Genomic DNA, 25,443 nt, shown 5'->3' with positions numbered 1-25,443 from the left:
TCTTTTTCAATTGAAAGGAAATCGAATGATAAAGTTATGATTTGAAATGAAAGAAGCTCGTTTATTTTTAAATTGATTATTTAATAAGGTTGGAATATTATGAAATAGTCAAAAGACAACAGGGGGTACATATTTTGACTAATCATAACGATCATTTAAAAGCAAACTGCGAAAAATGCTTCGGTTTATGTTGCGTGGCGTTACCATTCGCAGCATCGGTAGATTTTGCGGTGAATAAAGATGGCGGGAAGCCATGTACTAACTTACAATCAGATTTTAAATGTAGCATACATAAAAATCTTAGAGGAAAAGGTTATAAAGGTTGTACAGTATTTGAATGTTTTGGTGCAGGGCAGAAGATTTCGCAAGTTACATTTAACGGGATGGATTGGCGGAAAGATGCTAAGCATGCGAAAAAAATGTACGATGCTTTTCCAGTTATGCATCAGCTTCATGAAATGCTTTGGTATTTGAATGAGGCTATTCTGTTAAAGGCGACACAATCGATTCATAAAGAACTAAGTAAAGCGATTGAAGAGACGGAGCGCCTTTCAAATTTAAATGCGGACGAGTTAATGAAAGTAAATATTCCATTACACCGTGCAGAAGTAAATGTGTTACTTTTAGAAACGAGTGAGCTAGTTTGGAAGGAAATGAATGTCGCGCGCAAGAAACGAGTGAGTCACCGCGGGGCAGACCTTATGGGAGCAAATTTGAAAAAGAAAGATTTGCAAGGAGCGAATTTAAGAGGGGCTTACTTAATTGCGGCTAACTTAAATGGAGCAAATTTAAGAGGAGCAGATCTTATCGGAGCAGATTTGCGAGATGCAGATATTCGCGGGGCTGATTTTACAAATAGTATTTTTCTAACGCAAGTTCAAATTAATGCAGCGAAAGGGGACAAACATACGAAATTGCCGAAAATGTTGTCCCGTCCATCGCATTGGAGTGCGTAAATAATGTGGAGTGAAATAGTTTGGATATGTTTCAGTATTTAGAAGAAATGCAAGAAGATATATTTTCGTTATCAGTAGAGAGAATAGAATTGAAGTATTTTGAAATTTGTAGCATGTTAGCATCTGCAAAATATGCAGAAAGAATTAAAGCAATTGATTTAGAGTTATATAAGGAAAGTATTCGATTAGGTTTGGATGCAGCTGTAGAAATGGCTACTAATGAAGAAGCAAAAGCAATTTATTTTGAGTATGATCTTGATAACGAGTGGAATAGCCAGTTTTATATTTGTGAGGAGTATGCTCCACTTGAAGAAGAGGATGATGATTGGGCTTCTGAATGGACATATGATGTTGAGGGACCGAAGTTTATAGAATTAGCAGATGTGTATGTTGAAAATGGTTTTGATACAAATGAAAAGGCAATTGGGATCACTTTATATTTAATTGCCAGAACGGTATGTAGTTTTATAAGTGCATGTAATGGTGTACAAAGTAGAATACCAATTTGTATTGGTTTTCATGATCAAGACCCGATTATTAGAACAGGCAGAGATTAAAAATCTCTGCCTGTTTTTTCATTTCTTTTCAAAAGTAGTAATGAAAACACTACATACAATAAGAATACCACCAATAAAAAAGTTACTATTTAATGTCTCATTTAAGAGCAACCAACCAAGCAATGACCCGACGATAGGTTGGAAGAAAAAAAATAAGGAACCGATGCTTGCGTCCATTAATTCTAATCCTTTATTCCAAAGGAAAAAGGCACCTGCTGTTGAGACGACTCCTAAGTAAACGACGCCTAATATTACGTACGTATTTACTGTTTCGAAAGAGGCTGATTGTAGCTCCCATATCATAAAAGGTGTAATGAAAAAGAGTGAAAAGAATATGGCGTACGTTGTAATGACTAAAGATGAAAATCGAACTGAAGCGATTTTCACATAGATGGATAGTAAAGCCCACGTAATAGCGGCCCCGACTAATATGATTGTACCGATAAAATAGGAGCCAATTTCAATATCCCATCCAATGACGATAATGACACCGATTGTCGCTATGATAGTAGAAAGTAGTCTGCGAGCGGTTAGTTTTTCTTTTAAAATGATCGCTGCAAATATAACCATAAATGCTGGAGTGGCTGACGTTACTAACGAGCCTGTATGAGCGTCGGATAATTTTGTTCCGATAAATTGACATGTAATCGAAATGAAATATCCGATAAATCCAATCCAGGCGAAGAGGAGCCAATCTTTTTTACGAATGGTTACTTTCTTCTTTTGCTTTTTCTCAGCTATTTTTAAAATTGCATATAAAACAACAAAAGCAATGATAAAGCGTAGCCAAACGAGTGTCAGCGGTGGGATAAAGTCGAGTGCATATTTGCTAACAACATACATACCGCCCCATATACTTGCTGCTAGTGATAAACATATAGCTCCTAAAATTGTTTGTTTCATGTAAAGTACCTCCGTCTATTTTTAGGGTTTTATGAGTTCCCTAAGACGAGGCATAGTGTTATGTGTTATAGGAATGCCCGCCTTAGTTTATAGACGGCCTACAGGTTGATCGTTTTCGAATGAAGTGTTGTAGTACATGAGTGCATTCCTCCTTCATATTTTATAAAGATATTATAACTTAATTTTCAGTTTATTGGGATGATTCTTTAGAAAATAGTGGTTTTGTAAGAAAGCATAGTATATGGTAGAAAAACATATTTTTAAAATAAAAGAAACCAATTACATAACTGATAAGTATAGTAAGAGTAGGATGAAAAAGTAGATTAATAGAGAACGAGGAGGAGATTTACATTACTACAACCGTTATTTCTCATTTTTATAACGAAGAGTATTTATTACCGTGGTGGCTTGCTCATCACACGAAACTGTTTGATCATGGCATTTTAATTAATAAAGGCTCAACAGATCGTTCGGTTGAGATTTGTAAAAAATTCGCGCCACACTGGGAAGTACGAGATTCTGTAAATCCAGAGTTTGATGCATATGCGACAGATCATGAAGTGATGAGGGTAGAACAAGAAGTAAAGGGATGGAAAATGATTTTAAATACGACTGAGTTTCTTTGTGTGCAAGATAAAAATCAGTTTTGGAAATCACTAAATGAATTGGGAGGGAGGATGTATTGGCTGGAAGGGCTTATTATGGTCGATGATCTTAAATATAATTATCCAGACCTTAACTTTGGAATACCTTTAATGAAACAGCGATTTCACGGTTATTTACCAGAAGATTGGCCATTATGGAGAAGAGGTAGATTTATTCATAATCATGAACACGGAAGTTATACGGTTGGAAGACATTTATCTGCACATGAATCTATGATTTATCCGCCACTTGCGTGTATTGCATGGTTTGGTTTCAGCCCTTGGAACGATGCGATGAGAAAGAGGAAATTACAAATTGGTCCGACTCTTTCAGAAGCTAGTAAGCAAGGGGGAATGGGAACGCATCATATTATTACACCTGAAAAATTAGAAGAATGGTATAAAGATTTAGCAAGAGGGACGAAGGATTTACGTTTTAGTGATGCATATCGTTATGTTTTTTTATAAATGATTCCCACCATAAAATTGTTTCTTCGATTCCTGTATTTAGATTGTATGTTGGTTTCCAGTTTACTTCATTTTTTAAACGTTCTATATTCACGCCGACAAATAAAGGTTCATCTTTAGAGAAAGGAACCGCACCTAGTTTAATTAAATGTTCTTTTCCTATCTTTTTAGCAATGATAGATGCTAATTCTTTAATTTGTATAGATTGACCAGAAGCGATATTGATTGTGCCTGTAACGCCGTGTTCTAATACTGTTACGAGAGCATGAGCGACGTCACCCACATGGAGGAAATCTCTTGATTGTTTTCCATGTGTACATAGTGCTTCCTCATTCTTTAATAAGGAAGTGATAATGTTAGAAACGAGCCGATTCCCTTGTTCGTGAGGGCCATACATATGAAAAATGCGGCCCCAACACATGCTGAGGCTGGTTTGCTCAGCGTATGATTGTAGCCAGGAGTGCAGTGCGTTTTTACATAATGAATACGGTGTTTTATAGGAAAGAAGCGGTGAATCTTCAAATAATACGCCGTTAAACCATTCATACTCTGCACCAGTACCGGCAACAACGACTCGCTTTCCGCCGCATGTTGTGAAGTGTTGAATTAATGAGATGCTAGATGTAAGCCAATAGTAATTATGAATAGATACATAACAAGCTGGCGGCACTGCTTCCCAAGCTAAATGAATGAGATGACTAGGCTTCATGTCGTAAATGAGTTTTTTTACTTCTTCATCGCAAAGTAAGTTTACTTTATGCCAATGACAAGAAAGGTGAGAGGGTTTATTTGTATGATAAGTGGCGTGCACTTCATAGCCCTTTTGTATAAGAGAATTTACAACATATTTACCAATCCATCCACTACCGCCTGTTACAAGAATTTTTTTCATGGCTCAATTACCTCAACTTCTGGAATTGTTACTAAAAATTTGCCGCCCCATTCACGAATGAAAGAGCATTCTTTCATAATTTCATCTTTCAAATTCCAAGGGAGTATGAGAATGTAATCAGGTTTTGTACGCTTAATTTCTTCTGGAGATTTTATTGGAATGCGTGTTCCTGGTAGTAGGAGATTTTGTTTGTGAGGGTTTTTATCTACTGTATAAGCTAAAAATTCTTTTCCTATTCCGCAATAATTTAAAAGGGTGTTTCCTTTAGCTGGAGCACCGTAGCCAATAATTTGTTTGTTTAAAGCTTTTGCTTCGATAAAAAACCTTAAAATATTTATTTTCAATTGTTCGATGTGTTTAGAGAAAAGGAGATAACAATCTAATGTATCTAGCCCGTGATTTACTTCTTTTTGGATTAAGTTTGTAACATTGGAATGGATAGTAGATGAGTCATTATGATGGTTTATAAATATACGCAATGAACCACCGTGCGTTGCAAGTTCTTCTACATCAACAATTTGTAAATGATGATGCGCTAAAATTTTTTGAAGACTTATAAGTGAGAAGTAGGAGAAATGCTCATGATATATAGTATCAAATTGTTTAAAGGATATGAGGTTTAATAAGTGCGGGAATTCAATTGTTATCGTGCCATCTTGTTTTAATAACGTTTTTAAACCGGCAACAAAATCGTGTAAGTTCGGAACGTGTGCTAATACGTTATTTGCGACGATTAAATCTGCTTGCGGTAATTTTTTTGCTAAGTCATTGCTGAAAAAAATTACTTCAGTAGGGATTCCTTTTTGAATCGCAATTTCCGCTACATTTTTTGCTGGTTCAATTCCTAACGTTTCGATATGTTCTTTTTGAAAGTATTGTAATAAGTACCCGTCGTTACTTGCGATTTCAATTACTTGCGAGTGGTTTGTTAAGTTAAAACGTTTCATAGCCATTTCTACATATTGCTTAGCGTGTAGTAGCCAGCTTGATGAGTAAGAACTGAAGTATAAATAGTCATGAAAAATATTGTGTGGAGATTCAAATTCATCTAATTGTACAAGTAGACAAGAGTTGCAAACAAATGTGTGCAGCGGATAAAACGGTTCCATTTTATATGAGTGTTCTGGAGTTATAAATGAGTTAGCCAGAGGGGAAACGCCTAAATCTAAAAAAGTATTTGTTAATAATGAGTGGCAAAAACGGCATGTTTTCTGTTCCATTTTGTAGCCCCCTTATAAATTTTTGAATGCATCGATTTGTTGTCGCGTGAAAGATCCCATATTTTCACCAGATGCATATTTTTTGTACCAATCAACAGTCCAAGCGATAGAATGATCTGTTGATAACATAGGAGTCCAACCGAGTTTATTTACTGCTTTTGTACTATCAAGTGTTAAAATTGGCGATTCATAAGGGGTATTTGTATGAGGAGAAATGATTGTTAGTGGTTGATTCCATAATGTTATTATTGATTGAATGACATCATAAACTGTTCTGTTAGATTCATGCATCGGGCCAAAATTCCACGCCTCTGCATATTCGGCATCTTGCCAAAGTTTTTCAGCTAAAAGGATATAACCATGTAAAGGATCTAATACGTGTTGCCACGGGCGAATAGCGTGTTTGTTTCTAATGTTTAACGTACCATCTTGTAAATATGCACGAATAACATCTGGGAATAATCGGTCATTTGCCCAATCACCACCGCCGATAACGTTTCCTGCTCTTACTGAGGCAAGATTCGGAGTGTTAGTGCGGAAGAATGATTTCTGATAGGACGTTGTCACTAGTTCAGCACAAGCTTTACTCGCACTATAAGGATCGAAACCACCTAACCGGTCACTTTCCATGAATGCACGGTTACCACTACCGTCGTTTTCATAGCATTTATCACTTGTAACATTAATGATGCCGCGTATACTTTCTATATGTTTTGCTGCTTCTAATATGTGAACGGTACCTAAAACATTCGTTTTAAATGTCTCAATAGGATTTTTGTATGAAGTGGTGACGATTGGCTGGGCTGCTAAATGAAATAGTATGTCAGGGTTATGTTGTTTCAGGGAATGGAATAAAGCATCGTAATCTGTAATGTCGCCATGAATTGATGTGCATTCATTTGCTACATTACCTTGCTCAAAAAGGCTAGGGTTTGAGGGGAGTTGATAGGAGTATCCGATTACTTCTGCTCCTAAAGAAGTTAAAAAGAGGGTAAGCCAGGAGCCTTTAAAGCCAGTATGTCCTGTAATAAATACTTTTTTCTTATTCCAAAAAGATGATAAAGCCATATTACCAAACCTTCCACGGAGCGTTATTACTTTCCCATAGCTCGACTAATTTATTTTTATCGCGCAATGTATCCATCGGATGCCAAAAGCCAGTATGTTGATATGCGGCTAGTTCATTTTTGTTTACTAACTGAACTAAAGTGTCTGTTTCAAAAACAGATTTATCGCCACTAATGTAATTGAAAACATCAGGATTTAAAACGAAAAATCCACCGTTAACCCATCCGCCATCCCCGAGTGGCTTCTCTTGAAAGGATGTGACAGACTGTTTATCTAATAAGAGAGAACCGAATCTACCAGGAGGTTGTACGGCTGTAACAGTCGCCATTTTCCCATGTTTTTTATGAAATGTAATGAGCTCTTTTATATTTACATTGCTTAATCCATCGCCATAAGTGAGGCAGAAAGGTTCATCCCCGACGTAATGTTGTATTTTTTTAACTCGTCCACCTGTTTCGGTATTTAGACCAGTATCAATTAATGTAACTTTCCACGGTTCAATGCGATGAGAGTGGTTCGTAATTGTATTGTCACTTAAATGTATCGTAAAATCGGACATGTGTAAGTTGTAATTTAGAAAGAATTCTTTAATTGCATATCCTTTATAGCCTAAGCAAATAATAAACTCCGTAATGCCGTAATAACTATACAAACTCATAATGTGCCATAGAATAGGCTTTGTCCCAATTTCAATCATAGGTTTTGGTTTTAAATGAGTTTCTTCCCCAATCCTCGTTCCGTATCCACCTGCAAGAATAACAGCTTTCATTTTTTCCTCCTACTTATAAAAAAGAATTTGATATCGATTTTATTATGATATGTACTTAAATGAGAAAGGAACGGGCAATTCGATGGTTATGGTTCGTGTGTTTTTGGTTTTTTTAATTTAAGTATTTTATTATAAAGTTAAAATAATAGAATAGATTATATAAAATGGGACGAAAAATTTTGTATAAATTGTGAATAATAAACCGTCACGTTTGACTGTACAGTTTATGTATTGTATGATGTTAGTAATATAAACAAGGGGGGAAGATCGTTGGGAAGGTGTATCGAATCGGACAGTTGGCTCTCATGGCTCACGTGTCGAAACGAACGATTGATTATTATACGAATCTAGGTATCTTAAAAGCGGAGCGATCTCAATCTAATTATCGCTATTACGACGAAACAGCATTTGAGACATTACAATTTATTGAGAAGTGCAAAGAAATGCATATGCCGCTTTGTGAGATTAAAGAGAAAATCGAGGAGAAGAAAAAGCTGCTCGGTATCAATGAACACGTTTCGAAACATGTGAATGAAGTGACAGACCATATTCATAGATTAGAAGCAGAGTTAACAGAGTTAAAGCCGCTTTTAGATGGATTGACTGATTCACAACGTGAAAAAATATCGAAATCTTTATCAGGTCAAACGACAGCTTTAATACAGACACTTGCTCTATTATTATAGAAAAAGTGAAATCCGACCTCTTTAATTTTTGTATCGGGCTATGTTTTCTAAGAAACAAATAAGAAAACATTATAGTATACAGGAGGTGGACACCTTAGTTTTTTAAACTAAGGGGATTCATTGGAAATATTTAATTTAGTCATGGTTGCGATTTTAATCGCATTTACTGGATTTTTCGTAGCAGCAGAGTTTGCGATTGTAAAAATACGTTCAAGTCGTATTGATCAGCTTGTTGCGGAAGGAAAACGCGGTGCTTTAGCAGCGAAAAAAGTAACAACAAATTTAGATGAATATTTATCTGCTTGTCAATTAGGTATTACAGTTACAGCTATGGGATTAGGTTGGTTAGGTGAACCGACAATCGAAAAGTTATTACACCCGTTATTTGAGAAATGGAACTTAAATCCTTCTATTTCATCAGTATTAACGTTTGGTCTTGCTTTTATGATTATGACGTACTTACACGTTGTAGTCGGGGAATTAGCTCCGAAAACGATGGCAATTCAAAAGGCTGAAAGGGTAACGTTATTATTGTCAGGTCCATTAATGATGTTCTATAAAGTTATGTATCCATTTATTTGGGTATTAAACGGTTCAGCGCGTGTGGTAACTGGTTTATTCGGTCTGAAACCGGCTTCTGAACATGAAGTAGCTCATACAGAAGAAGAATTACGTCTTATTCTTTCAGATAGCTATGAAAGTGGCGAAATTAATCAAGCTGAATACAAGTATGTAAATAACATTTTTGAATTTGATAATCGTATTGCAAAAGAGATTATGGTACCGCGAACAGAAATCGTTGGTTTCTACCTGGAAGATTCAGTAGAAGAACACATGAAAGTAATCCAAAATGAGCGATACACACGTTATCCGATTTTTGGAGAAGATAAAGATGATATTATCGGTATGGTCAATGTAAAAGATTTCTTTATTCGATATATGACCGAGGATCAAAAAGATTTATCATCAATTCGCTCGTATATGCGTCCGATTATTGAAGTGATGGAAACGACTCCAATTCACGATTTATTACTTCAAATGCAGAAGAAGCGAATTCCGATGGCTGTTTTATATGATGAGTACGGAGGAACAGCTGGAATTGTAACGCTTGAGGACATCTTGGAGGAAATCGTCGGCGAAATTCGTGACGAATATGATGAAGATGAAGCACCACCAATTCAACATGTAAATGAGCAACATATCATTGTTGATGGAAAAGTGCTTATCTCAGAAGTGAAAGATTTATTTGGATTACACATTGAAGAAGATGATGTGGATACAATCGGTGGATGGATCATGATGCAAAATCATGAAATTGAAGAAGGACAACACGTTGAGGCAGAAGGTTATGAATTTAAAGTGTTAGAAAAAGACGCTTACCAAATTAAACGTGTTGAAATTCGTAAGATGGAAGAGGAACAAGAAGAAGAGAAAGCAGCAACTGTGTAAGTTGCTGCTTTTCTTCTAACGTATAAAAAATGTGAAATTAGGAGCGGATATTTTGATTCAAGCAGCCTTACGTGTATATCGATTACAATTGTATGTGATCTTTAGTGGTTTACTACTTATGTGGACGATTACTCCGTTTGGAAAACAAGTAACAGGGTTTGGTATCGGATTAGCTGTAAGTGCATATTGTCTTTGGTTATTAGCTCGCAGAGTGGAGAAACTAGGGAAAAGTATCGTAATGAAAGAAAAAGCTCCTGGATTAGGAGTTTTAAACCGATTTGCAGCTGCCATTTTAGGAGCTATCATCATGTATGAAATTGAACATGAAATGGAAATGTGGGCATTTGGTACAGGCATTTTAGGTGGTCACTTTTTAATGATTGCGAATTTAGCCTATGCAAATATGCAGTTAGTGAAAGAAGAAGAGAAGCAAAGAGAACATGCTTCGAAAAACATAGAGCTATGATGAAAGGGGCCTAATGGGGTTCCTTTTTTATTTTAGTGATTTGATACAAGTACCAAATTAACGACAAATATAATACGCTTCTTTTTTACGTTTTTCAATAGTATGAAAAATAATGTAAAAAAATTTAAAAACCCATCGATTTCTAAAGGTTATGTATGTTATTATGACAAAAGACTTTTTGAAAGAGGTGGATACCAATGTTACAAGCGTTACTTATTTTTGTGCTTCAAATTATTTACGTTCCAATTTTGACAATCCGTACGATTTTGCTTGTAAAGAATCAAACAAGATCCGCTGCTGGTGTTGGATTGTTAGAGGGAGCTATTTACATTGTCAGTTTAGGTATTGTGTTTCAAGATTTATCAAATTGGATGAACATCGTTGCCTATGTCATTGGCTTTAGTGCAGGACTATTATTAGGCGGTTATATAGAGAATAAATTAGCAATTGGTTATATTACGTATCAAGTTAGTTTACTAGACCGTTGTAATGAATTAGTAGATGAATTACGTCACTCTGGATTTGGCGTTACAGTATTTGAAGGTGAAGGTATTAATTCAATCCGTTATCGCTTAGATATCGTTGCAAAGCGTTCTAGAGAAAAAGAACTGTTAGAAATTATTAATGAAATTGCACCGAAAGCGTTTATGTCTTCTTATGAAATTCGTTCATTCAAAGGCGGATATTTAACGAAGGCGATGAAGAAGAGAGCGTTAATGAAGAAGAAAGATGAACATGCATCGTAAAAAAGGGGAGTCGTGCTGCATTAAAAGTGCAGTATAAACCCATATGTTAAAGAGAGGAATCTATTTGATCTAGATTCCTCTCTTTTTATGAAAAAATTCATCTGTTCATTAAAAAACTAAATCGTATAATTATTTTTTCTACTCATTCTCAAATTAATGATGAGCCATATAACTTGAAAGAATACAGGTATGATAAACGCGATTAATAAAACGATAAGTGATATGGATTTAATTTCGGGTGTTTGGATAACACCAGCGCCATCAACGTCGCGTAGCCAAATAATAGCGGCCCATATTCCAAAAATGATAATCCAAAATATGTTACCAATCCACCAAGAAATCCATCGTTTTTTCATGTTAACACCCCTTACATTTCTTCTCTGTTAAAAGTATATTTTCGTTCGTTACATTTATAATGAAAAGACTATAAAATTAGTTTTTATTAACTGTATATCTAACTTGTTTAAAGGTTACCATTTCACCATCTTTATCATCATCTTCATTCTGTAAAAGTTGAACTCGTGGTTTGTAGTCTGTCCTATGAGCATCCTTGATACCTGTAATATCAAGCTTGTAGGATTCACCATTCTTTATTTTTTGTTCGAATACTTTTGTATTGGCAACATAAATAAAAGTTATTTTATTTTCATCAATGCCTTCAGTCTTAATTTCTAATTCGTTATCTTTTGTTGTAATCGTTGGTGTTAATAATTCTATACTGCCGTTTCCGGTTTCTAAAGAATTTTCTGCTATAGTTGAACATCCTGATAATATGATTGCGGTGAATAGAAGTATAGCTAATTTCTGTTTCATAACATCCTCCAATTTCAAGTGATTTTTGATTTTGGCATTGCTAGACTGCTAGTGTTTTATGTAAATGTTTAGTTAGCATTCTTTTTTATTATACCATAATATGTAAATTAAAACAGGTGTATATCCAATTTAAGGAGGATTGAAAAGTTTACTTATTGCCGAGAATCAGTATTTTTATAGTAGGCATATATCTTCTTTAGGAAATCCTTTTTTTATATTTAAAATGTGTAGTGAAATAAAACCAATAACTCCTATTCCGCCGAAAATAAGCCATGGTGTATACATTCCGTTTAAATTGGATGTAAAAGATGTACCGGTATAATTACCGATGATAAAACCAAATGCGAGTGATAGTTGATAAAATCCGAAGTAAGTAGCTGTATATGATTCGTTACTGTAATTTGCAATAGCGATATCAGCGTTAGGTAATACGAGTGTTTCACCGATTGTAAATAAAATTACACAAATAAATAACCAATACGGGTGTTGAAATAAAGGGATAAGTAAAAAGGAAATACTCATTAATAAAACACCGTATTTAATAATCGAAAGTGTGTTGTATTTATGAAATAGTTTTCGGAATAACACCATAAATATGACGCCTGTTATTGCATTTATCGTAATAACGAGTGTAGCAAGCTGATTGCTATTACTAATGTTTTTCATATGAAGTGGAAGTGCGACAGTAAGCTGAGTAAACATAATATAGAAGAAAATCATGATAAATGAAAACAGAAGAAAAGGTTTATTTTGTAAGATAGCCTGTATTCCTAGTGTGATAGACGTGTTTTCAGTAGTGACTTGGAAGTGATTTTTAAGTAAGTAAAAGATAAAAGCGAATAACAGCATAAGAGACCCTGTTAGAGAAAAAGCATAGATTGGATTGAGTAAGAGTAAGAATCCTCCGGCAATTGGTCCAATTATTGCACCGCAATTAAAACTAAGGTTTAAATATGTAAATAAATTTTTTCTTGTATGAGCTGGTTGTGAGCCGAATATGGCGCGCGCAGCAGGTTCATAAAATGCAGTTCCAAAGCCGATAAGTGCAGAAGAAATAGAAATGGTATAGAAATCAGAGCATATTCCTAAAGCGATAAATCCAATTCCTCTTAAAGATAATCCGGCTATCATCATAATGATATAGCCTATTTTGTCAGCGATTAATCCTGAAAATAAAGGGACAACTCGTGATGTGATTGTCATAACCGTTAACACTGTCCCTACTTGCAAAGCTGAAAAATGAAGAAAGGTTAATAGATAAATAGCTAAAAATGCGTATACCGCAAAATACCCAAAAGACATAAAAAATGAAGAAATAAGCATGAAACGTATCGGCAGTGAGAAACTTTTCATAGAACTCCTCCTAATATTGTAACCAGTAAAACAATTTGATGGTTAACTATTTTATATTATAATTATACATAAAGTCAGAAAAAAGTAAATTTTAAGAAGAAGGTGGAAGGAATTGAATCAAAATGCACCAAATGAACTAGAATATATTCGGGAATTTTTAAATACATGGAGAATACCAAATGATACAAGAGAAGCAATTGATTTATTGCAGACCGAAGATGATATAAATCAATTTATGAACAAACATTTTCATGAAGAGTTTCCGTTTCATACGATAGAGGAATTAAAAAGTTTTCGAGAAGACATTCGGATGACGATTGAAGGCGAAGGATTATTACAAAAGTGGTTAGAGAAATATCCATTTCATGTACATGTAAAGGAAGATATGAAAGGTGTTACGTATGAACCAATGAACGAAGAAAATATATATACAAAAGTATTAAGCATTGTTTTAATGGCAGTTCAAGAACATTTGTGGGGGAGGTTAAAAGCATGTCCAGATTGCCACTGGGTATTTTATGACAATTCACGAAATGGAAGTAAAAGATGGTGCGGTATGTACGCTGGAGAAGAAGGAGGGAGAGCGTGCGGTACGATTGCGAAAGTGAAAAACTACCGAGCGAAAAGAAAAGGAAGATCGGGTTATAATGTGTAATTTATATTAGGGAAGAAAATGGAATGGGGGGAATGTAGAGTATGAAGGGTACACAAATGTTAGCTTTAAATAAAAAGTGTTGGGATACAGTTGCGCCTTATTTCTTTCAAGTAGATTGTTTACCGAAATATGGTCCGTATACAGCTTCTGAAGACGAGATTCATTTGTTCGATTCAATTAGAAATAAAAAGATTCTTGATATCGGATGTGGAAGTGGGCATTCGCTACAATATATGGCAGAGCATGGGGCGGAAGAGTTATGGGGTCTTGATCTTTCAAGTGAACAAATTAAAACAGCGAATGAAACGTTAAAGAGTTGGAATCCAAAGTTAATATGCGGAGCAATGGAAGAAGAAGGAGATATTCCGAAAGGGTATTTTGATATTGTATATTCCATTTATGCATTAGGTTGGACTTCGAATTTACGAAAAACGTTGGAACTGATTTATTCATATGTAAAGCCAGGAGGAAGTTTTATTTTTAGCTGGGAGCACCCAATATATTCAAATTTACAGTATGGTACAGAAGAAATTGCTTTAAAGTCTTCTTACCATGAGGAAACGCCTATTACGTTTGAAACATTTAAAGGGGAAAATGTACAAGCGACATTATATAAGAGAAAAATAAGTACATACATAAATGAGTTAAATAGAGCGGGGTTTACAATTGAGAGAATTGAAGAACCTGAACCATCTAGCGCGTTTGATGAAGGATTAGCTGCGCCGTCTACGAAATATTATTCTTTATATAAAGCTAGGATGGTGCCAACTACTTTTATTATTAAGGCGAGAAAATGAAAAATACAGCGTACACTTTTTTCAGTGTACGCTGTATTTTGTTAAAGGTCAGTACTTATCTTTTCGGTTGGAAAATATGTTGAAAGAAGTATTTGTGATGTAAATTATCTACAACTTTATTTGCTTGATATGTGCGATGTTGTTCGAGTCGAAGTCTTTGCTCCATCATTTTTATTGCGTGATCAGATAAACGTAACATTTTACATTTCTCCTTTTCTATAAATATAGGTGACTATTTGGTATCGATCCCATATTTACAATTAAGGAGGCAAAATGTGTAACATAGGCAAAAAGCACCTTCCTCTCCCATTACGCTTACGAGGTTAGCTGTCGGACTCGGGAAGTGAGAGTTTCCCTACTTAAATAAGATTCGCCCCAAGTAGCATGGCTACAAAAATGGTTCCCCCGCTCCAAAATTGGACTCAGCAAAAGGTTTTATAAAGTAAAAGATAACATAAATAAAATAACAAGTCAAACTGTTTGTTGTTTTCTGATTTTTTTGAGCGAGGTTAAAATCACTCCATCAGGTAATATGATATCCTTTACTTCAATAAATCCATGTTTTTTATATAAAGACAGAGCGGGGGTATTTTCTTTCCCTGTTTGTACAATATATGTTTTAGAAGGGGAGAACATGTCAAATACATATAGTAGTAGTTTTGTTGCAATTCCTTTATGAAAATGATCAAGGGATACTACTAAACGATGAATATCAACTTCCTCTTCATCCATTTTAAAAGAAATAAACCCGGCAAGTGTATCTTCATAAAAATAGCCGTAAAAAATTTCATCACATAATTGAATATCGGCTACAGTATCATAAAGACGAGGGATGGCCGTACTATTTATATATTTTGCTTCAATTTCATAAGCGGGTATTTGAATGTTTAAAATAGAAGTAGCAGTGTTGTGAGAAGTTGAATCATAGGGTAAAACCTCCTTATAGGCTTTATTTTCATAGATTTGACAAGATTTTTCTTTATTGGATATAATAATTATAATAGTTACATAACAATTTAGTATGAAAAAGAAATACACCATAATAGAAGTGGAGGACTAAAAATGGGATGGATTATCACATTAATAGTTGGTGCTATTATAGGTGCAATAGCAGGTTCTATAACGGGTAAAAATTTTCCAGGTGGTATGTTTGGAAATATTATCGCAGGTTTATTAGGTGCTTCGTTAGGTGATAGATTATTTGGATCTTTTGGGCCATCATTTGGTGGGATTCATGTCGTGCCAGCATTATTAGGTGCAATTGTATTAATTCTTATTGTATCATTTGTAGTGAAAGCTGCAAAGAAATAGAGATATAGATTATGACGAAAAGCCCTGAATAAGGGCTTTTCAACTTTCGAAGAGGTGGTTTCGTTGGAGAAATTAAATATAAGAAAAAGAGATAAGTTGAAAAAGTTTTTTAGAGAGCACAATTATTTAGCGGTGTTACTTGGTTTTGCGTTATTGTTTATTAATATATTACTGCTAACGAAAATTTCTTTTGTGTTTACTCCGTTTATCGTCTTTTTAAAAACAATTTTCTTCCCCGTATTATTAGCGGGTGTACTATTTTATATTTTGCATCCATTCGTTTCGCTTTTAGAAAAGAAAGGTGTATCAAGAATCGTATCGATAGCTTCTATATATTTAATAGTAATAGGATTATTTGTATTTTTAGTCTTGACGGTTATTCCTATTATTAAAGATCAAATTGATGCATTAATAGATAACTTACCTTATTTCGGTCATGAAATTGAGAGAGCAGCACGTAGATTTGGAGAAAGTAATTTACTAGGCAAAATTCAGGAGAATTTAAATATCGATGTAGCGAGTATGGTAAAAGACTACACGGTTGATTTTACGAAGTCGTTATCATCAGTAACTGGAAATGTAACTGGATTTTTAAGTACTATTACAGAGGTCGTTTTAACATTTGTAATGGTTCCATTTATATTGTTCTACCTTTTAAAAGATGGTGAGCAATTACCGAATCATTTTTTAAAGTTTATTTCAGAACAAAGACAGCCAGCAGCGATGAGAATACTAGATGATATGCATTATGCGATTAGCTCGTATATTAGAGGGCAAATTATTGTTAGCTTGTTTATCGGAATTATGCTATTAATTGGTTACCTTATTATCGGTATTAAATATGCGGTACTGCTTGCAATTTTAGCGATGATTGTAAATATCGTTCCGTACGTAGGACCGATTATTGCAATTACACCAGCGTTAATTATTGCATTTATTGACTCGCCAGCAATGGTTCTAAAAGTAATTATTGTTATGATGATTGTACAATTAGCAGAAGGTAAATTTATTTCTCCGCAAGTCATGGGGAAAAAGTTAGATATTCATCCAATTACAATCATTTTTATCATTTTAACTGCCGGAAACTTATTTGGTATTATGGGGATTATTTTAGCGATTCCAGGGTATGCGATATTAAAAGTGTTAGTGACGCACGGGTATAGATTTGTTAAGTTGAATACGTGAAAAAAGAGCTAAAACAGATAAAACTGTTTTAGCTCTTTTTTATTAACAATTGATGTGCATATTCGCGCGCCCATTGATCCGCTTCTAATATAGCATCTAATGAAGGATCTTTTACGTTATGATGAGCTTCAATTGTTTTGTAAATTGTTTTTTCAATATCGAAAAAGGCAATTTCGTTTTTAAGGAACAGTGCATTTGCAATTTCATTTGCTGCATTTAATACAGCGGGAGTAGTACCACCGATTTTGCCACATTCATATGCGTATTGTAGGCAAGGAAACTTCACTAAATCTGGTTTTTCAAAATGTAAACTACCGATTTCTAATAAATTTAATTTTTCATAGGAAGAAGGTAGCCGAGTAGGATAGTGAAACGCATATTGAATCGGCATTCTCATATCAGGGGCACCGAGCTGCGCCATAACTGATCCATCAATAAACTCCACTAAAGAGTGAATGATACTTTCTTTATGAATCATAACATCAATTTTTTCATAAGGAATATCAAATAGCCATCTCGCTTCCATTACTTCAAAACCTTTATTCATTAACGTAGCAGAATCAATCGTTAGTTTTGCACCCATTAGCCAGTTGGGGTGTTTTAAAGCATCCTTCGCTTGTAATGTTTTCATTTCTTCACGTGTTTTATCACGAAAAGCACCGCCAGAAGCTGTAACAATTAATTTTTCAATTTCCTTATTATTTTCTCCGTTTAAACATTGGAAAATAGCTGAATGTTCGCTATCAACTGGAATTAAACGACATCCGTTTTGTTTCGCGAGTTCAGTTACGATATGTCCAGCTGCAACCAAAGTTTCTTTATTAGCAATGGCGATATCTTTCTTCGCTTTTAATGCTTCAATTGTTGGGAGTAATCCCGAAACACCAACGACGGAACTTAATACAAGATTTGAATCAGGGTGAGTAGCTACCGCAATTAAACCGTCAGTTCCATATGTAATTTTTGTGTTGGTTGAAATACGCGTACGAAGCGTGTCTGCTAATTCTTTTGTCGCAACGCTTACAATGCGAGGTTGAAACGTTTCGATTTGTTGTTCAAGAAGATCAATATTATAATTTGCGGTTAAACCGACGATTTTAAAATGTTCAGGATGGGCTGAAACGACATCTAATGCAGATGTGCCAATGGATCCTGTTGAACCTAAAATAGATATATATTTTACCATGAAAAAACCTCCAAAGTTGTTTCGAATATTTCTGCAAACCTATATAGCATTAGACAATAGAAGTGGAAATTCCTGCTATATAAAATAGAAAATTCGGGTTTGTTTGGAAGCGAAATGTGATAAACTGTAAAAAAAAACGAAAAAGCAATGAAAGAGAAGAGTACATATTCAAAACTTTTCAGAGAGCTGATGTGTGGTGGAAATCAGTAAGGGATGAATATGGAATGGGCTCTGGAGCTTCTAACTGAAATGAGTAGGTAAAGACGGTTGCTTCACGTTAAGAAGTTGAAGTGAGCTATAATGATAGCTAATTAAGGTGGTACCGCGGGAGTCTCTCGTCCTTTTTAAGGATGAGGGGCTCTTTTTATTTTGAGAAAGGAGGAGTTAGGATGAGTGAGAAAATAATGTTAACTGGGATTAAGCCGACAGGTTATCCGCATTTAGGAAATTATATTGGCGCTATTAAACCTGCGTTGCAAATGTCAAAGAAGAATGAAGGGAAAGCATTGTATTTCATAGCTGATTATCATGCGTTAAATGCTGTGCATGATCCGGGTCAGTTTAGTAGTTATACGAAAGAGGTAGCAGCTACTTGGTTATCACTCGGACTTGGAGAAGATGTTATTTTTTACAGGCAAACAGAAGTGCCGGAGATTCTAGAACTAGCTTGGATATTAGCTTGCCTAACTCCGAAAGGTCTTATGAACCGTGCCCATGCGTATAAAGCGAAGGTGGAGCAAAATAAAGAAGTGGGTTTAGAGGTAGATGCGGGAGTGAATATGGGATTATATACGTACCCGATTTTAATGGCAGCTGACATATTATTATTTCAAGCTACGCATGTACCAGTTGGAAAAGACCAAATTCAGCACATTGAAATTGCGCGTGATATTGCGACGTATTTTAATCATACATTCGGCACGACATTTACACTTCCTCAGTATGTCATACAAGAAGAAGGTGCCATTTTACCTGGTCTTGATGGAAGGAAGATGAGTAAAAGTTACGGAAATGTGATCCCGTTATTTGCAGAACAAGAAAAACTACGAAAGTTAATCTTTAAAATTAAAACAGACTCTTCACTTCCAAATGAACCGAAAGAACTAGAAGCGTTATTTACGATATATAAAGAATTTGCGACGGAAGATGAAATACTGTTGATGCGTGAAAAGTATGAAACTGGCATTGGATGGGGCGATGTGAAAAAAGAGTTGTTTCGTGTTATAGACCGTGAATTAGCTGAACCTCGTGAAAAATATGAGATGTATATGAATGAGCCGAATTTATTATATGAAGCGTTAGAAAAAGGTGCTGAGCGGGCAAGAGAAATCGCAAAGGTAAATTTAGCAGAAATAAAGAAACGGATTGGATTTGAGAGGGGGCGCTGAGCGTTCCCTTGTTTTTTTGATATGAAGCTTAATGATTTTGTCGTAACATCATAAGGTGAAGTAAGGATTTCACATTTTTGTTCAAAACTTATTAGTTGCGTATATTAAAAAGTATGCTAATATAGGGTTACTTATTAAATGTGTTTAATAAGTATAATTTAAGTCACTTATTAAAGGTGTTTAATAAGTGAACTCACTCTATAAAAAGGAGATGATCGTATGAAAACGGAGAAAGAAAAGATGGTGGCGGGAGAAATGTATATTGCGGATGACGAAGAATTAGTAGCTGATAGGGTGGAGGCAAAACGTTTAACACGCCTTTATAATGAGGCGATGGAGATAGGAGATGAAAAACGTTTTACGTTATTAAATCAGCTTTTAGGTTCTTCAGCTGACGGGAAAGCCCAAATCAATCCTGATTTTCGTTGTGATTACGGCTACAATATCCACGTTGGAAAGAGTTTTTTCGCAAATTTTAATTGTGTTATTTTGGATGTTTGTGAAGTGCAAATCGGTGATAATTGTATGTTTGCACCTGGAGTTCACATTTATACTGCTACGCATCCGCTACATCCGGTAGAGCGGAATTCTGGCAAAGAATATGGGAAGCCTGTAAAGATTGGTAACAATGTTTGGGTTGGCGGGGGCGCTATTATTAACCCTGGTATTTCAATTGGGGATAATGTCGTAATTGCTTCAGGGGCAGTTGTGACAAAAGATGTACCTCATAATGTAGTAGTTGGTGGTAATCCAGCTAAAGTTATTAAAACGATAGACGAATAAAGGGTGTTTTCACCAGTTCGTAAATTATCGTATAGACAATGTGAAAGGTGTTTCATATGGAGAAATATAGTACGGACAATTATACAAAGACATTACTTGCCTCTCGAAATGCTCTTTTTCTCTTATTTGCTTTGCCAGGTGTCGCATTTGCTACATGGATTTCAAGAACAGCAGCTACTCGAGATATTTTAGCAGTGTCAAATGCAGAAATGGGCTGGATTTTGTTCGGACTATCTGTCGGTTCAATAATTGGTTTACTAAGTGCAAGCCGCTTTATTGACTGTAAGGGAGCTAGAGAAGTTATTATAGGCAGTATGTTTTTTATGATTGTTGGATTAATTAGTTTAGGTATAAATATTTATTTTGTTTCTAGTATGGGGGCTTTTAGTAGCTTACTAGTATTTGGAATAGGGTACGGATTGGCTGAAGTCGCATTGAATGTAGAAGGTTCTTCCATTGAGCAAAAATTAGGAACGACTCTTCTTCCGAAATTCCATGGCTTTTTTAGTGTAGGAACTTTAGTAGGTGCGCTCAGTGGTTCAGTCGCAGCGTCGCTTCATATCCCGATTTTATATCAGTTTCTTGCGATTTCGGTTGTGTTTGTATTACTTGTATGTATGTTGTATCGTTTTCTTCCGCATGGAACAGGAAAGAAGGAGAAATCGCAGAACGAAAAGAAAGCGAAGCGCACGTCCTTACGTATGGAAAAAAAGGTGCTTTTAATTGGTCTTTTTGTGCTTGGCATGGCATTTGCCGAAGGAAGTGCAAATGATTGGCTACCTATCGTAATGGTAGATGGACATGAGCAAAGTGTAGTGACAGGTTCTATTATGTACACAATTTTTGTATTGGCAATGACGTTAGCTCGTATGTGTAGTAGCTATTTCCTTGATCGATTCGGCCGTGTCGCTGTCGTGCGTGCCACTATTATGATGGCAATTCTAGGAATTTCAATCGTCATATTTGGGAGTAATTCGTATTTTCTAGCATTTGGTGTAGTACTGTGGGGGATTGGTACAGCGCTAGGTTTCCCGATTGGTCTGTCAGCAGCTGGAGATGACCGAGAAAATGCGACTTCTAATGTTGCGGCAGTTTCTATCATTGGTTATACAGCCTTTTTAGTCGGACCACCATTTTTAGGGATACTTGGGGAAGCATTTGGAATACGTAATGCCTTGCTAGCTGTTTTATTATTTGTTCTTTTGTCTGGAATTGTATCATCTATTACGAGAGAGAATACATCAAGCTAGAATTACATGCAGCGGAAATATATCATCTCTATTGCTTTAGAAAATGATGTATGATATATTGTCAACGCAACTTATTAAAAGTGTTTAATAAGTATGTTGATTAAGGTGGTGAGCGATTTGAGTGAACAATTTGTTACTCAAAAATCGATTAAAGATACGATCCTTCGCGGCATTCGTACAGCTCTTCTAGAGCAAGAAAGTGCGACGAAAGTTGAACTTAGTAATACATTAGAAATTAGTTTTCCAACGATAAGTAAATTTATAGAAAATATGAAACAAGATGGTGAAGTCACTTTAGTTGGTTTAGATGATTCAAGTGGCGGAAGAAGAGCGAAACGATATGCGTATAATCCAGAATATATGTTAGGGTTAGCAATATTTTTAGAGAAAAATGAAACAAACTATACCATTTTTAACTGTTTTGGGGAAGTAAAAGAACAAGGAAGTACTTCAAGTGTATTAATGGATACTGGTGTGAATCTATTATCAAAACATATTGAGAATCTTATCTCTACATTCCCGAAAATAAGCTCTATATCAATTGGAGTGCCTGGTGCGGTCGATAATGGGCGCATTTTCTATATTCCTGGTTATGAAAAGTTCCAAAATTTTCATTTGCAAAACCACTTAGAGGATCTGTTTTCAATACCTGTAGTAATAGAAAACGATATGAATGCCGCCGTGCTTGGCTATTATAAGAGCACTGGAAATAACGACAATTCATCTCTTGTGTATTTGTATTCAGGTCAAAATGGCCCAGGTGCGGGGATTATGGTAAATGGAGATGTCGTACGAGGAAGCACCTTTTTCTCAGGAGAGATATCTTTCGTTCCGCAGTATGATAATAAAAATTTCTTACAGGCATTGAGAAGTGGAGATTCGAATAATCCAGAGGAATATAATATAGATGCTTTTACCCGTTTAATAGCTACATATATAGCTATTATTAATCCACATGCGTTTATTTTCTGTGATGATGAAGTGAACCAATTTGTAATAGATCAAATTGTAAAAAGCTGTCCGCAGTACATTCCAGCAGAACATATTCCGAGCATAACAGTGAGCAATTGGAAAGAAGATTATTTATATGGATTAAAAAACCTTGGACTTGATCTGATGATTACAAGAACAAGCAAAGAAAATTAAATATCAAATTGTTGGTTGAATATTGTAAAAGAAAAGGTGTCGATTATGAAAATTGAACATGTAGCAATTTGGGTAAATGATTTAGAAGGTATGCGTGATTTTTATAAACAGTACTTCGGTGGTGAAGAAAATAGCTTATATCACAATCCGAAAAAGCAGTTTGAATCTTATTTTATAACTTTTAAAGGTGGAGCACGTCTTGAACTTATGAGGCAAGTAGGGATAGACGTTAATACAGAAACACAAACAATAGGATATGCGCATATTGCTTTTTCTGTAGGCAGTAAAGAAAAGGTGAACGAATTAACTAATATGTTAAGAGAAGCAGGGTACCCTGTGTTAAACGGTCCGCGTACTACAGGGGATGGTTACTACGAAAGTGTAGTAAGCGACCCTGAAGGAAATCAGATTGAGATAACGATCTAACATAAACAACCTCATTTCGCGTTATCATGACGGGAAATGAGGTTGTTTTAATATGTAATATTTTTTAATTGAAGTGCTGAAACTCCTTAATAATCTTTTCAATAACAGGAGGAAAGTTACTAGGTAACTCATCAAGTGAAAAGAAGCGTAGTTCTTTCGATTCCATTTGGTCGCATACAAGTTCACCGCTGAATTCACGGCAAATATAAACAACGAGTACACCGTGTACTTGATCGCCGTTTGGATAGATTTGAAAGAAATCGGGTCCTGAGTATGTACGGAATAGTTTTGGATTTTTAATAATAAGTCCAGTTTCTTCAAATACTTCTCGCTTTAAAGCATCTTCTAATGTTTCGTTATATTCTAATGCACCTCCAATAATGCCCCAGCGGTTAAAATCTGTACGGAGTTGCAGTAATATTTCATTTTTCTCATTTAATATAATGGCGTGTGAACCTATTAAAATAAGTGGATGATTTCCTACTAAATTTCTCATGTCTTCAATATAACCCATACTTGTTCTCCTTATATGTTAATAATAGTTAGGAAGTTCTTTTAACATTGTTTCTGTTTTACGTGCAGTAAAGGCTAAGTTATGATCATCTTTCGTTCTTAAAAATAATGTACGTAAAAAGGTTTTAATGTTGGCACATAAAATACAATATTCATTTAGCGAAAGGCGTTTTCTAATTTGAGGAAGCCTTTTTATTTTTTTATGAATAATTGAAATTAACTCATCTTGCGGGAAGTCATGATATAGCATGGATAGTAACGGCGTAACAATTCGTTCATCTTCATTATTATGAAAAAGGTCAGATGGAATGAAGATTTTATTTAATAAACAATGAATTAATTCTTCGTACCACTCAAAAGTCGTATAGGAATTGTGAACAATTTCAGTAAAGGCATCAGATACGTGAGCAAGACAATGAGCCCATCCTTTATTTTCAATATAGCCCCGGAAATCTGTTTCTAAGTTTGTGTATGTAATGAGTTTGTTTTTTATGTCTTCGATATCCTCCTCTGTAAAAAAGTAGTGGGAGTTAGCGAATTGGAGTATTAACGCAATTAACGAAACAGTGTAAGAACGTGTGAAAACCCCATCTGTATGTGGGGAGTAAATGTCACAATATAAATACTCATCACTTAAACAAGTTTGCAACAGTAATTTTAGCTGATCGTCCATAAGGAATTCATGATGAATGAAATGTGCAAAACATTTATATATAAGCTGATAACGAACGTAACTATCAGTTGTTCCGACATGCTGAAGCATATTGAGTGTTAACTCATTTATATCTATATGTTGCAGTTGCGTATAATCATTTTGTTGTATAAGCTCTAACTGTTGTTGCAGCGCTGTAATATCCAATGGAGAACCTCCTCCGCACTTTAAAGATGCGATGTTTTCTAGTATTCTATATATTCAAGGACAATCCTGCTCATGCAAGGAGAACAAGTAGAAATTCGAGTATGACATAGATGAGGGAAGTATATGATGACTATAAAACAGTTGAAAAAACATTTTAAAATAAGAAGAAATGGTTCTTCTATCATGATAAAAGAAAATAATGCAGAAGTTTTTACAGAAGAGCAATTAAAGGAAATCATGCAATACTGCGTTGCTGAGGCTGAAAAAGAGGGATTAGAAAAACTACATTTTGAAATTTCTTCAAAAAGCCCAAATTATGATGTGTATAAAAAATGTTTCGACACGTATTCATTTGAATATGTTACTGAAAACATGATTGTATTTAAAGATATATATGAAGTAGAAGATGTAGATAGTGAAATTGATTTTAAGCTTATTGAAGAAGTTGGAGAAGATACATTTTACTCTCTTTGGAACGAAATGACGGAAGAACAAGTCACTTATGATCAATTTGTAAATATGATGCTACAAGAAATTGGTGAGCAATGGAAAGAGCATTGTTTAACAGCGAGTATCGATGAAGAGCCAATAGGAATTGTAATCCCGCATATTGAAAGAGGTACGTTAGAAGAAGGGAAACTTATGTACTTTGCAGTTACTCCAAATATGCGTAATAAGGGATATGAAGCTGCATTATTTGCAGGTGCGATGTTTGTCTTAAAGGAAATAGGCGCATCTTATTATATTGGCGAGACAAATGTACAAAATGAATGGATGAAGGATGTTTTTGAAAAGAACGGATGTCAGCTGCTTAGTTGTACTGAGCGATATGTGAGGGTGTTTTAGGAGTACTATTTTGAACTTATTTAGCGGGAATCCGTGTACAACTTATGAACAAGTAAAAGAACTTCTTGCCTGTTTGTAAGATAAAAAGAAAAATGAGAACGACAAAAT

At 35.1% G+C, this 25,443-nt stretch carries 30 protein-coding genes, 1 riboswitch and 1 other annotated feature; of the genes, 17 read left to right on the top strand and 13 right to left on the bottom strand.

Going from position 1 to position 25,443, the window contains the following annotated elements; genetic code table 11:
• The first annotated feature begins 134 nt into the window (after positions 1-134).
• Together AC3WTI_RS07730 and AC3WTI_RS07725 are read left to right on the top strand one after the other, a co-directional pair.
• The gene (locus tag AC3WTI_RS07730; RefSeq protein ID WP_087958911.1) at positions 135-956 is read left to right on the top strand and encodes a pentapeptide repeat-containing protein; all 822 of its coding nucleotides are present in this window, start codon (positions 135-137) and stop codon (positions 954-956) included.
• Between the two features lie 20 nt (positions 957-976).
• Positions 977-1,513 carry a hypothetical protein gene (locus AC3WTI_RS07725; protein ID WP_097841795.1) on the top strand — a complete coding sequence of 179 codons (537 nt, stop codon included), beginning with the start codon at positions 977-979 and terminating at the stop codon, positions 1,511-1,513.
• An 18-nt stretch (positions 1,514-1,531) separates the two neighbouring features.
• Here AC3WTI_RS07725 and AC3WTI_RS07720 read toward each other — a convergent pair whose 3' ends face one another.
• Positions 1,532-2,416: a DMT family transporter gene (locus AC3WTI_RS07720; RefSeq protein ID WP_087958913.1), complete on the bottom strand. Its 885-nt coding sequence runs from the start codon at positions 2,414-2,416 to the stop codon at positions 1,532-1,534.
• Positions 2,417-2,742: 326 nt separating this feature from the next.
• Here AC3WTI_RS07720 and AC3WTI_RS07715 point away from each other — a divergent pair, with 326 nt between their 5' ends.
• Complete coding sequence (locus AC3WTI_RS07715) at positions 2,743-3,528, top strand: glycosyltransferase family 2 protein (protein WP_087958914.1); 786 nt, start codon at positions 2,743-2,745, stop codon at positions 3,526-3,528.
• On the opposite strand, the gene AC3WTI_RS07710 is transcribed toward AC3WTI_RS07715, so the two are convergent.
• Genes AC3WTI_RS07710 through rfbF form a run of 4 tightly spaced genes read right to left on the bottom strand, consistent with a single transcriptional unit; the run spans position 3,497 to position 7,477 of the window.
• On the bottom strand, positions 3,497-4,420 hold the full coding sequence (locus AC3WTI_RS07710) for an NAD-dependent epimerase/dehydratase family protein (RefSeq protein ID WP_142286777.1): 924 nt from the start codon (positions 4,418-4,420) through the stop codon (positions 3,497-3,499). The genes AC3WTI_RS07715 and AC3WTI_RS07710 overlap by 32 nt on opposite strands.
• A complete protein-coding gene (locus AC3WTI_RS07705) occupies positions 4,417-5,640 on the bottom strand; it encodes a class I SAM-dependent methyltransferase (RefSeq protein WP_097841794.1) in 1,224 nt (407 codons plus the stop codon). Before AC3WTI_RS07705 ends, AC3WTI_RS07710 begins: the two co-directional genes overlap by 4 nt.
• A 12-nt stretch (positions 5,641-5,652) precedes the next feature.
• The gene (gene rfbG / locus AC3WTI_RS07700) at positions 5,653-6,708 is read right to left on the bottom strand and encodes a CDP-glucose 4,6-dehydratase (RefSeq protein WP_097841793.1); all 1,056 of its coding nucleotides are present in this window, start codon (positions 6,706-6,708) and stop codon (positions 5,653-5,655) included.
• Position 6,709: 1 nt separating this feature from the next.
• Positions 6,710-7,477 carry a glucose-1-phosphate cytidylyltransferase gene (rfbF, locus tag AC3WTI_RS07695; protein ID WP_087958917.1) on the bottom strand — a complete coding sequence of 256 codons (768 nt, stop codon included), beginning with the start codon at positions 7,475-7,477 and terminating at the stop codon, positions 6,710-6,712.
• A 278-nt stretch (positions 7,478-7,755) separates the two neighbouring features.
• On the opposite strand from rfbF, the gene AC3WTI_RS07690 reads away from it, so the two are divergent.
• The 4 genes from AC3WTI_RS07690 (at position 7,756) to AC3WTI_RS07675 (ending at position 10,824) form a co-directional block, all read left to right on the top strand.
• Positions 7,756-8,163, top strand: a complete 408-nt coding sequence (locus AC3WTI_RS07690; RefSeq protein ID WP_087958918.1) for a MerR family transcriptional regulator — start codon at positions 7,756-7,758, stop codon at positions 8,161-8,163.
• A 120-nt stretch (positions 8,164-8,283) separates the two neighbouring features.
• Positions 8,284-9,612, top strand: coding sequence for a hemolysin family protein (locus tag AC3WTI_RS07685; RefSeq protein ID WP_087958919.1), 1,329 nt, complete (start codon positions 8,284-8,286; stop codon positions 9,610-9,612).
• Positions 9,613-9,664: 52 nt separating this feature from the next.
• Positions 9,665-10,078 carry an ATP synthase subunit I gene (locus tag AC3WTI_RS07680; protein ID WP_000613585.1) on the top strand — a complete coding sequence of 138 codons (414 nt, stop codon included), beginning with the start codon at positions 9,665-9,667 and terminating at the stop codon, positions 10,076-10,078.
• Between the two features lie 197 nt (positions 10,079-10,275).
• Positions 10,276-10,824: a DUF2179 domain-containing protein gene (locus AC3WTI_RS07675; RefSeq protein ID WP_000938438.1), complete on the top strand. Its 549-nt coding sequence runs from the start codon at positions 10,276-10,278 to the stop codon at positions 10,822-10,824.
• Between the two features lie 116 nt (positions 10,825-10,940).
• On the opposite strand, the gene AC3WTI_RS07670 is transcribed toward AC3WTI_RS07675, so the two are convergent.
• From AC3WTI_RS07670 to AC3WTI_RS07660, 3 genes are all read right to left on the bottom strand, one after another.
• Positions 10,941-11,180, bottom strand: coding sequence for a DUF3923 family protein (locus AC3WTI_RS07670; RefSeq protein ID WP_087958920.1), 240 nt, complete (start codon positions 11,178-11,180; stop codon positions 10,941-10,943).
• A 76-nt stretch (positions 11,181-11,256) separates the two neighbouring features.
• Entirely contained in the window at positions 11,257-11,637 is a 381-nt protein-coding gene (locus AC3WTI_RS07665; RefSeq protein WP_142305911.1) for a hypothetical protein, read from the bottom strand.
• Between the two features lie 174 nt (positions 11,638-11,811).
• Positions 11,812-12,990 carry an MDR family MFS transporter gene (locus AC3WTI_RS07660; RefSeq protein WP_087958922.1) on the bottom strand — a complete coding sequence of 393 codons (1,179 nt, stop codon included), beginning with the start codon at positions 12,988-12,990 and terminating at the stop codon, positions 11,812-11,814.
• 112 nt (positions 12,991-13,102) lie between these two features.
• Between AC3WTI_RS07660 and AC3WTI_RS07655 the strand changes: the two genes are divergently transcribed.
• Positions 13,103-13,645 (top strand): CGNR zinc finger domain-containing protein, encoded by a 543-nt coding sequence (locus AC3WTI_RS07655; protein ID WP_087958923.1) that lies wholly within the window; start codon positions 13,103-13,105, stop codon positions 13,643-13,645.
• 41 nt (positions 13,646-13,686) lie between these two features.
• A complete protein-coding gene (locus AC3WTI_RS07650) occupies positions 13,687-14,442 on the top strand; it encodes a class I SAM-dependent methyltransferase (protein ID WP_097841791.1) in 756 nt (251 codons plus the stop codon).
• A gap of 55 nt (positions 14,443-14,497) precedes the next feature.
• Here the strand turns inward: AC3WTI_RS07650 and AC3WTI_RS07645 are convergent, their stop codons facing one another.
• Positions 14,498-14,641, bottom strand: coding sequence for a hypothetical protein (locus tag AC3WTI_RS07645; RefSeq protein ID WP_000945246.1), 144 nt, complete (start codon positions 14,639-14,641; stop codon positions 14,498-14,500).
• Positions 14,642-14,738: 97 nt separating this feature from the next.
• Positions 14,739-14,880, bottom strand: a riboswitch (cyclic di-AMP (ydaO/yuaA leader).
• Positions 14,881-14,913: 33 nt separating this feature from the next.
• On the bottom strand, positions 14,914-15,483 hold the full coding sequence (locus AC3WTI_RS07640) for a GNAT family N-acetyltransferase (protein ID WP_253621599.1): 570 nt from the start codon (positions 15,481-15,483) through the stop codon (positions 14,914-14,916).
• Between the two features lie 21 nt (positions 15,484-15,504).
• Here AC3WTI_RS07640 and AC3WTI_RS07635 point away from each other — a divergent pair, with 21 nt between their 5' ends.
• Together AC3WTI_RS07635 and AC3WTI_RS07630 are read left to right on the top strand one after the other, a co-directional pair.
• Complete coding sequence (locus AC3WTI_RS07635) at positions 15,505-15,753, top strand: GlsB/YeaQ/YmgE family stress response membrane protein (RefSeq protein WP_087958926.1); 249 nt, start codon at positions 15,505-15,507, stop codon at positions 15,751-15,753.
• A gap of 63 nt (positions 15,754-15,816) precedes the next feature.
• Positions 15,817-16,938 carry an AI-2E family transporter gene (locus tag AC3WTI_RS07630; protein ID WP_142286779.1) on the top strand — a complete coding sequence of 374 codons (1,122 nt, stop codon included), beginning with the start codon at positions 15,817-15,819 and terminating at the stop codon, positions 16,936-16,938.
• 28 nt (positions 16,939-16,966) lie between these two features.
• Here AC3WTI_RS07630 and AC3WTI_RS07625 read toward each other — a convergent pair whose 3' ends face one another.
• Entirely contained in the window at positions 16,967-18,124 is a 1,158-nt protein-coding gene (locus AC3WTI_RS07625; RefSeq protein WP_097841790.1) for a 1-deoxy-D-xylulose-5-phosphate reductoisomerase, read from the bottom strand.
• 138 nt (positions 18,125-18,262) lie between these two features.
• Positions 18,263-18,470 (top strand) — a binding site (T-box leader).
• Between the two features lie 43 nt (positions 18,471-18,513).
• Here AC3WTI_RS07625 and AC3WTI_RS07620 point away from each other — a divergent pair.
• The 5 genes from AC3WTI_RS07620 to AC3WTI_RS07600 all read left to right on the top strand — a co-directional run bounded on the left by AC3WTI_RS07620 (position 18,514) and on the right by AC3WTI_RS07600 (position 23,117).
• Complete coding sequence (locus AC3WTI_RS07620) at positions 18,514-19,512, top strand: tryptophan--tRNA ligase (protein ID WP_097841789.1); 999 nt, start codon at positions 18,514-18,516, stop codon at positions 19,510-19,512.
• A 219-nt stretch (positions 19,513-19,731) separates the two neighbouring features.
• A complete protein-coding gene (locus tag AC3WTI_RS07615; protein ID WP_097841788.1) occupies positions 19,732-20,295 on the top strand; it encodes a maltose O-acetyltransferase in 564 nt (187 codons plus the stop codon).
• Positions 20,296-20,351: 56 nt separating this feature from the next.
• Positions 20,352-21,545: an MFS transporter gene (locus AC3WTI_RS07610; protein WP_097841787.1), complete on the top strand. Its 1,194-nt coding sequence runs from the start codon at positions 20,352-20,354 to the stop codon at positions 21,543-21,545.
• Positions 21,546-21,662: 117 nt separating this feature from the next.
• Entirely contained in the window at positions 21,663-22,691 is a 1,029-nt protein-coding gene (locus AC3WTI_RS07605; protein WP_142305909.1) for an ROK family transcriptional regulator, read from the top strand.
• Between the two features lie 45 nt (positions 22,692-22,736).
• A complete protein-coding gene (locus AC3WTI_RS07600) occupies positions 22,737-23,117 on the top strand; it encodes a VOC family protein (protein WP_097841785.1) in 381 nt (126 codons plus the stop codon).
• A 64-nt stretch (positions 23,118-23,181) separates the two neighbouring features.
• On the opposite strand, the gene AC3WTI_RS07595 is transcribed toward AC3WTI_RS07600, so the two are convergent.
• Both AC3WTI_RS07595 and AC3WTI_RS07590 read right to left on the bottom strand, forming a co-directional pair.
• Positions 23,182-23,631, bottom strand: coding sequence for an NUDIX hydrolase (locus AC3WTI_RS07595; protein WP_097841784.1), 450 nt, complete (start codon positions 23,629-23,631; stop codon positions 23,182-23,184).
• Positions 23,632-23,649: 18 nt separating this feature from the next.
• Positions 23,650-24,489, bottom strand: a complete 840-nt coding sequence (locus tag AC3WTI_RS07590; RefSeq protein ID WP_253621597.1) for a DUF2785 domain-containing protein — start codon at positions 24,487-24,489, stop codon at positions 23,650-23,652.
• A 123-nt stretch (positions 24,490-24,612) separates the two neighbouring features.
• Between AC3WTI_RS07590 and AC3WTI_RS07585 the strand changes: the two genes are divergently transcribed.
• Positions 24,613-25,335: a GNAT family N-acetyltransferase gene (locus AC3WTI_RS07585; protein WP_087958940.1), complete on the top strand. Its 723-nt coding sequence runs from the start codon at positions 24,613-24,615 to the stop codon at positions 25,333-25,335.
• Positions 25,336-25,443: the final 108 nt, after the last annotated feature.

It is taken from the genome of Bacillus sp. EB106-02-03-XG38 (assembly GCF_058792175.1).
This window is presented reverse-complemented; position numbering and strand designations above follow the sequence as displayed.

Coding starts and splice junctions, on each gene's coding strand:
- AC3WTI_RS07645 (WP_000945246.1), bottom strand. CDS start 14,641: ATGTTACGTTTATCTGATCACGCAATAAAAATGATGGAGCAAAGACTT.
- AC3WTI_RS07585 (WP_087958940.1), top strand. CDS start 24,613: ATGATGACTATAAAACAGTTGAAAAAACATTTTAAAATAAGAAGAAAT.
- AC3WTI_RS07705 (WP_097841794.1), bottom strand. CDS start 5,640: ATGGAACAGAAAACATGCCGTTTTTGCCACTCATTATTAACAAATACT.
- AC3WTI_RS07720 (WP_087958913.1), bottom strand. CDS start 2,416: ATGAAACAAACAATTTTAGGAGCTATATGTTTATCACTAGCAGCAAGT.
- AC3WTI_RS07650 (WP_097841791.1), top strand. CDS start 13,687: ATGAAGGGTACACAAATGTTAGCTTTAAATAAAAAGTGTTGGGATACA.
- AC3WTI_RS07665 (WP_142305911.1), bottom strand. CDS start 11,637: ATGAAACAGAAATTAGCTATACTTCTATTCACCGCAATCATATTATCA.
- AC3WTI_RS07600 (WP_097841785.1), top strand. CDS start 22,737: ATGAAAATTGAACATGTAGCAATTTGGGTAAATGATTTAGAAGGTATG.
- AC3WTI_RS07640 (WP_253621599.1), bottom strand. CDS start 15,483: ATGGTGTATTTCTTTTTCATACTAAATTGTTATGTAACTATTATAATT.
- AC3WTI_RS07610 (WP_097841787.1), top strand. CDS start 20,352: ATGGAGAAATATAGTACGGACAATTATACAAAGACATTACTTGCCTCT.
- AC3WTI_RS07625 (WP_097841790.1), bottom strand. CDS start 18,124: ATGGTAAAATATATATCTATTTTAGGTTCAACAGGATCCATTGGCACA.
- AC3WTI_RS07670 (WP_087958920.1), bottom strand. CDS start 11,180: ATGAAAAAACGATGGATTTCTTGGTGGATTGGTAACATATTTTGGATT.
- rfbG (WP_097841793.1), bottom strand. CDS start 6,708: ATGGCTTTATCATCTTTTTGGAATAAGAAAAAAGTATTTATTACAGGA.
- AC3WTI_RS07595 (WP_097841784.1), bottom strand. CDS start 23,631: ATGGGTTATATTGAAGACATGAGAAATTTAGTAGGAAATCATCCACTT.
- AC3WTI_RS07660 (WP_087958922.1), bottom strand. CDS start 12,990: ATGAAAAGTTTCTCACTGCCGATACGTTTCATGCTTATTTCTTCATTT.
- AC3WTI_RS07675 (WP_000938438.1), top strand. CDS start 10,276: ATGTTACAAGCGTTACTTATTTTTGTGCTTCAAATTATTTACGTTCCA.
- rfbF (WP_087958917.1), bottom strand. CDS start 7,477: ATGAAAGCTGTTATTCTTGCAGGTGGATACGGAACGAGGATTGGGGAA.
- AC3WTI_RS07710 (WP_142286777.1), bottom strand. CDS start 4,420: ATGAAAAAAATTCTTGTAACAGGCGGTAGTGGATGGATTGGTAAATAT.
- AC3WTI_RS07615 (WP_097841788.1), top strand. CDS start 19,732: ATGAAAACGGAGAAAGAAAAGATGGTGGCGGGAGAAATGTATATTGCG.
- AC3WTI_RS07620 (WP_097841789.1), top strand. CDS start 18,514: ATGAGTGAGAAAATAATGTTAACTGGGATTAAGCCGACAGGTTATCCG.
- AC3WTI_RS07635 (WP_087958926.1), top strand. CDS start 15,505: ATGGGATGGATTATCACATTAATAGTTGGTGCTATTATAGGTGCAATA.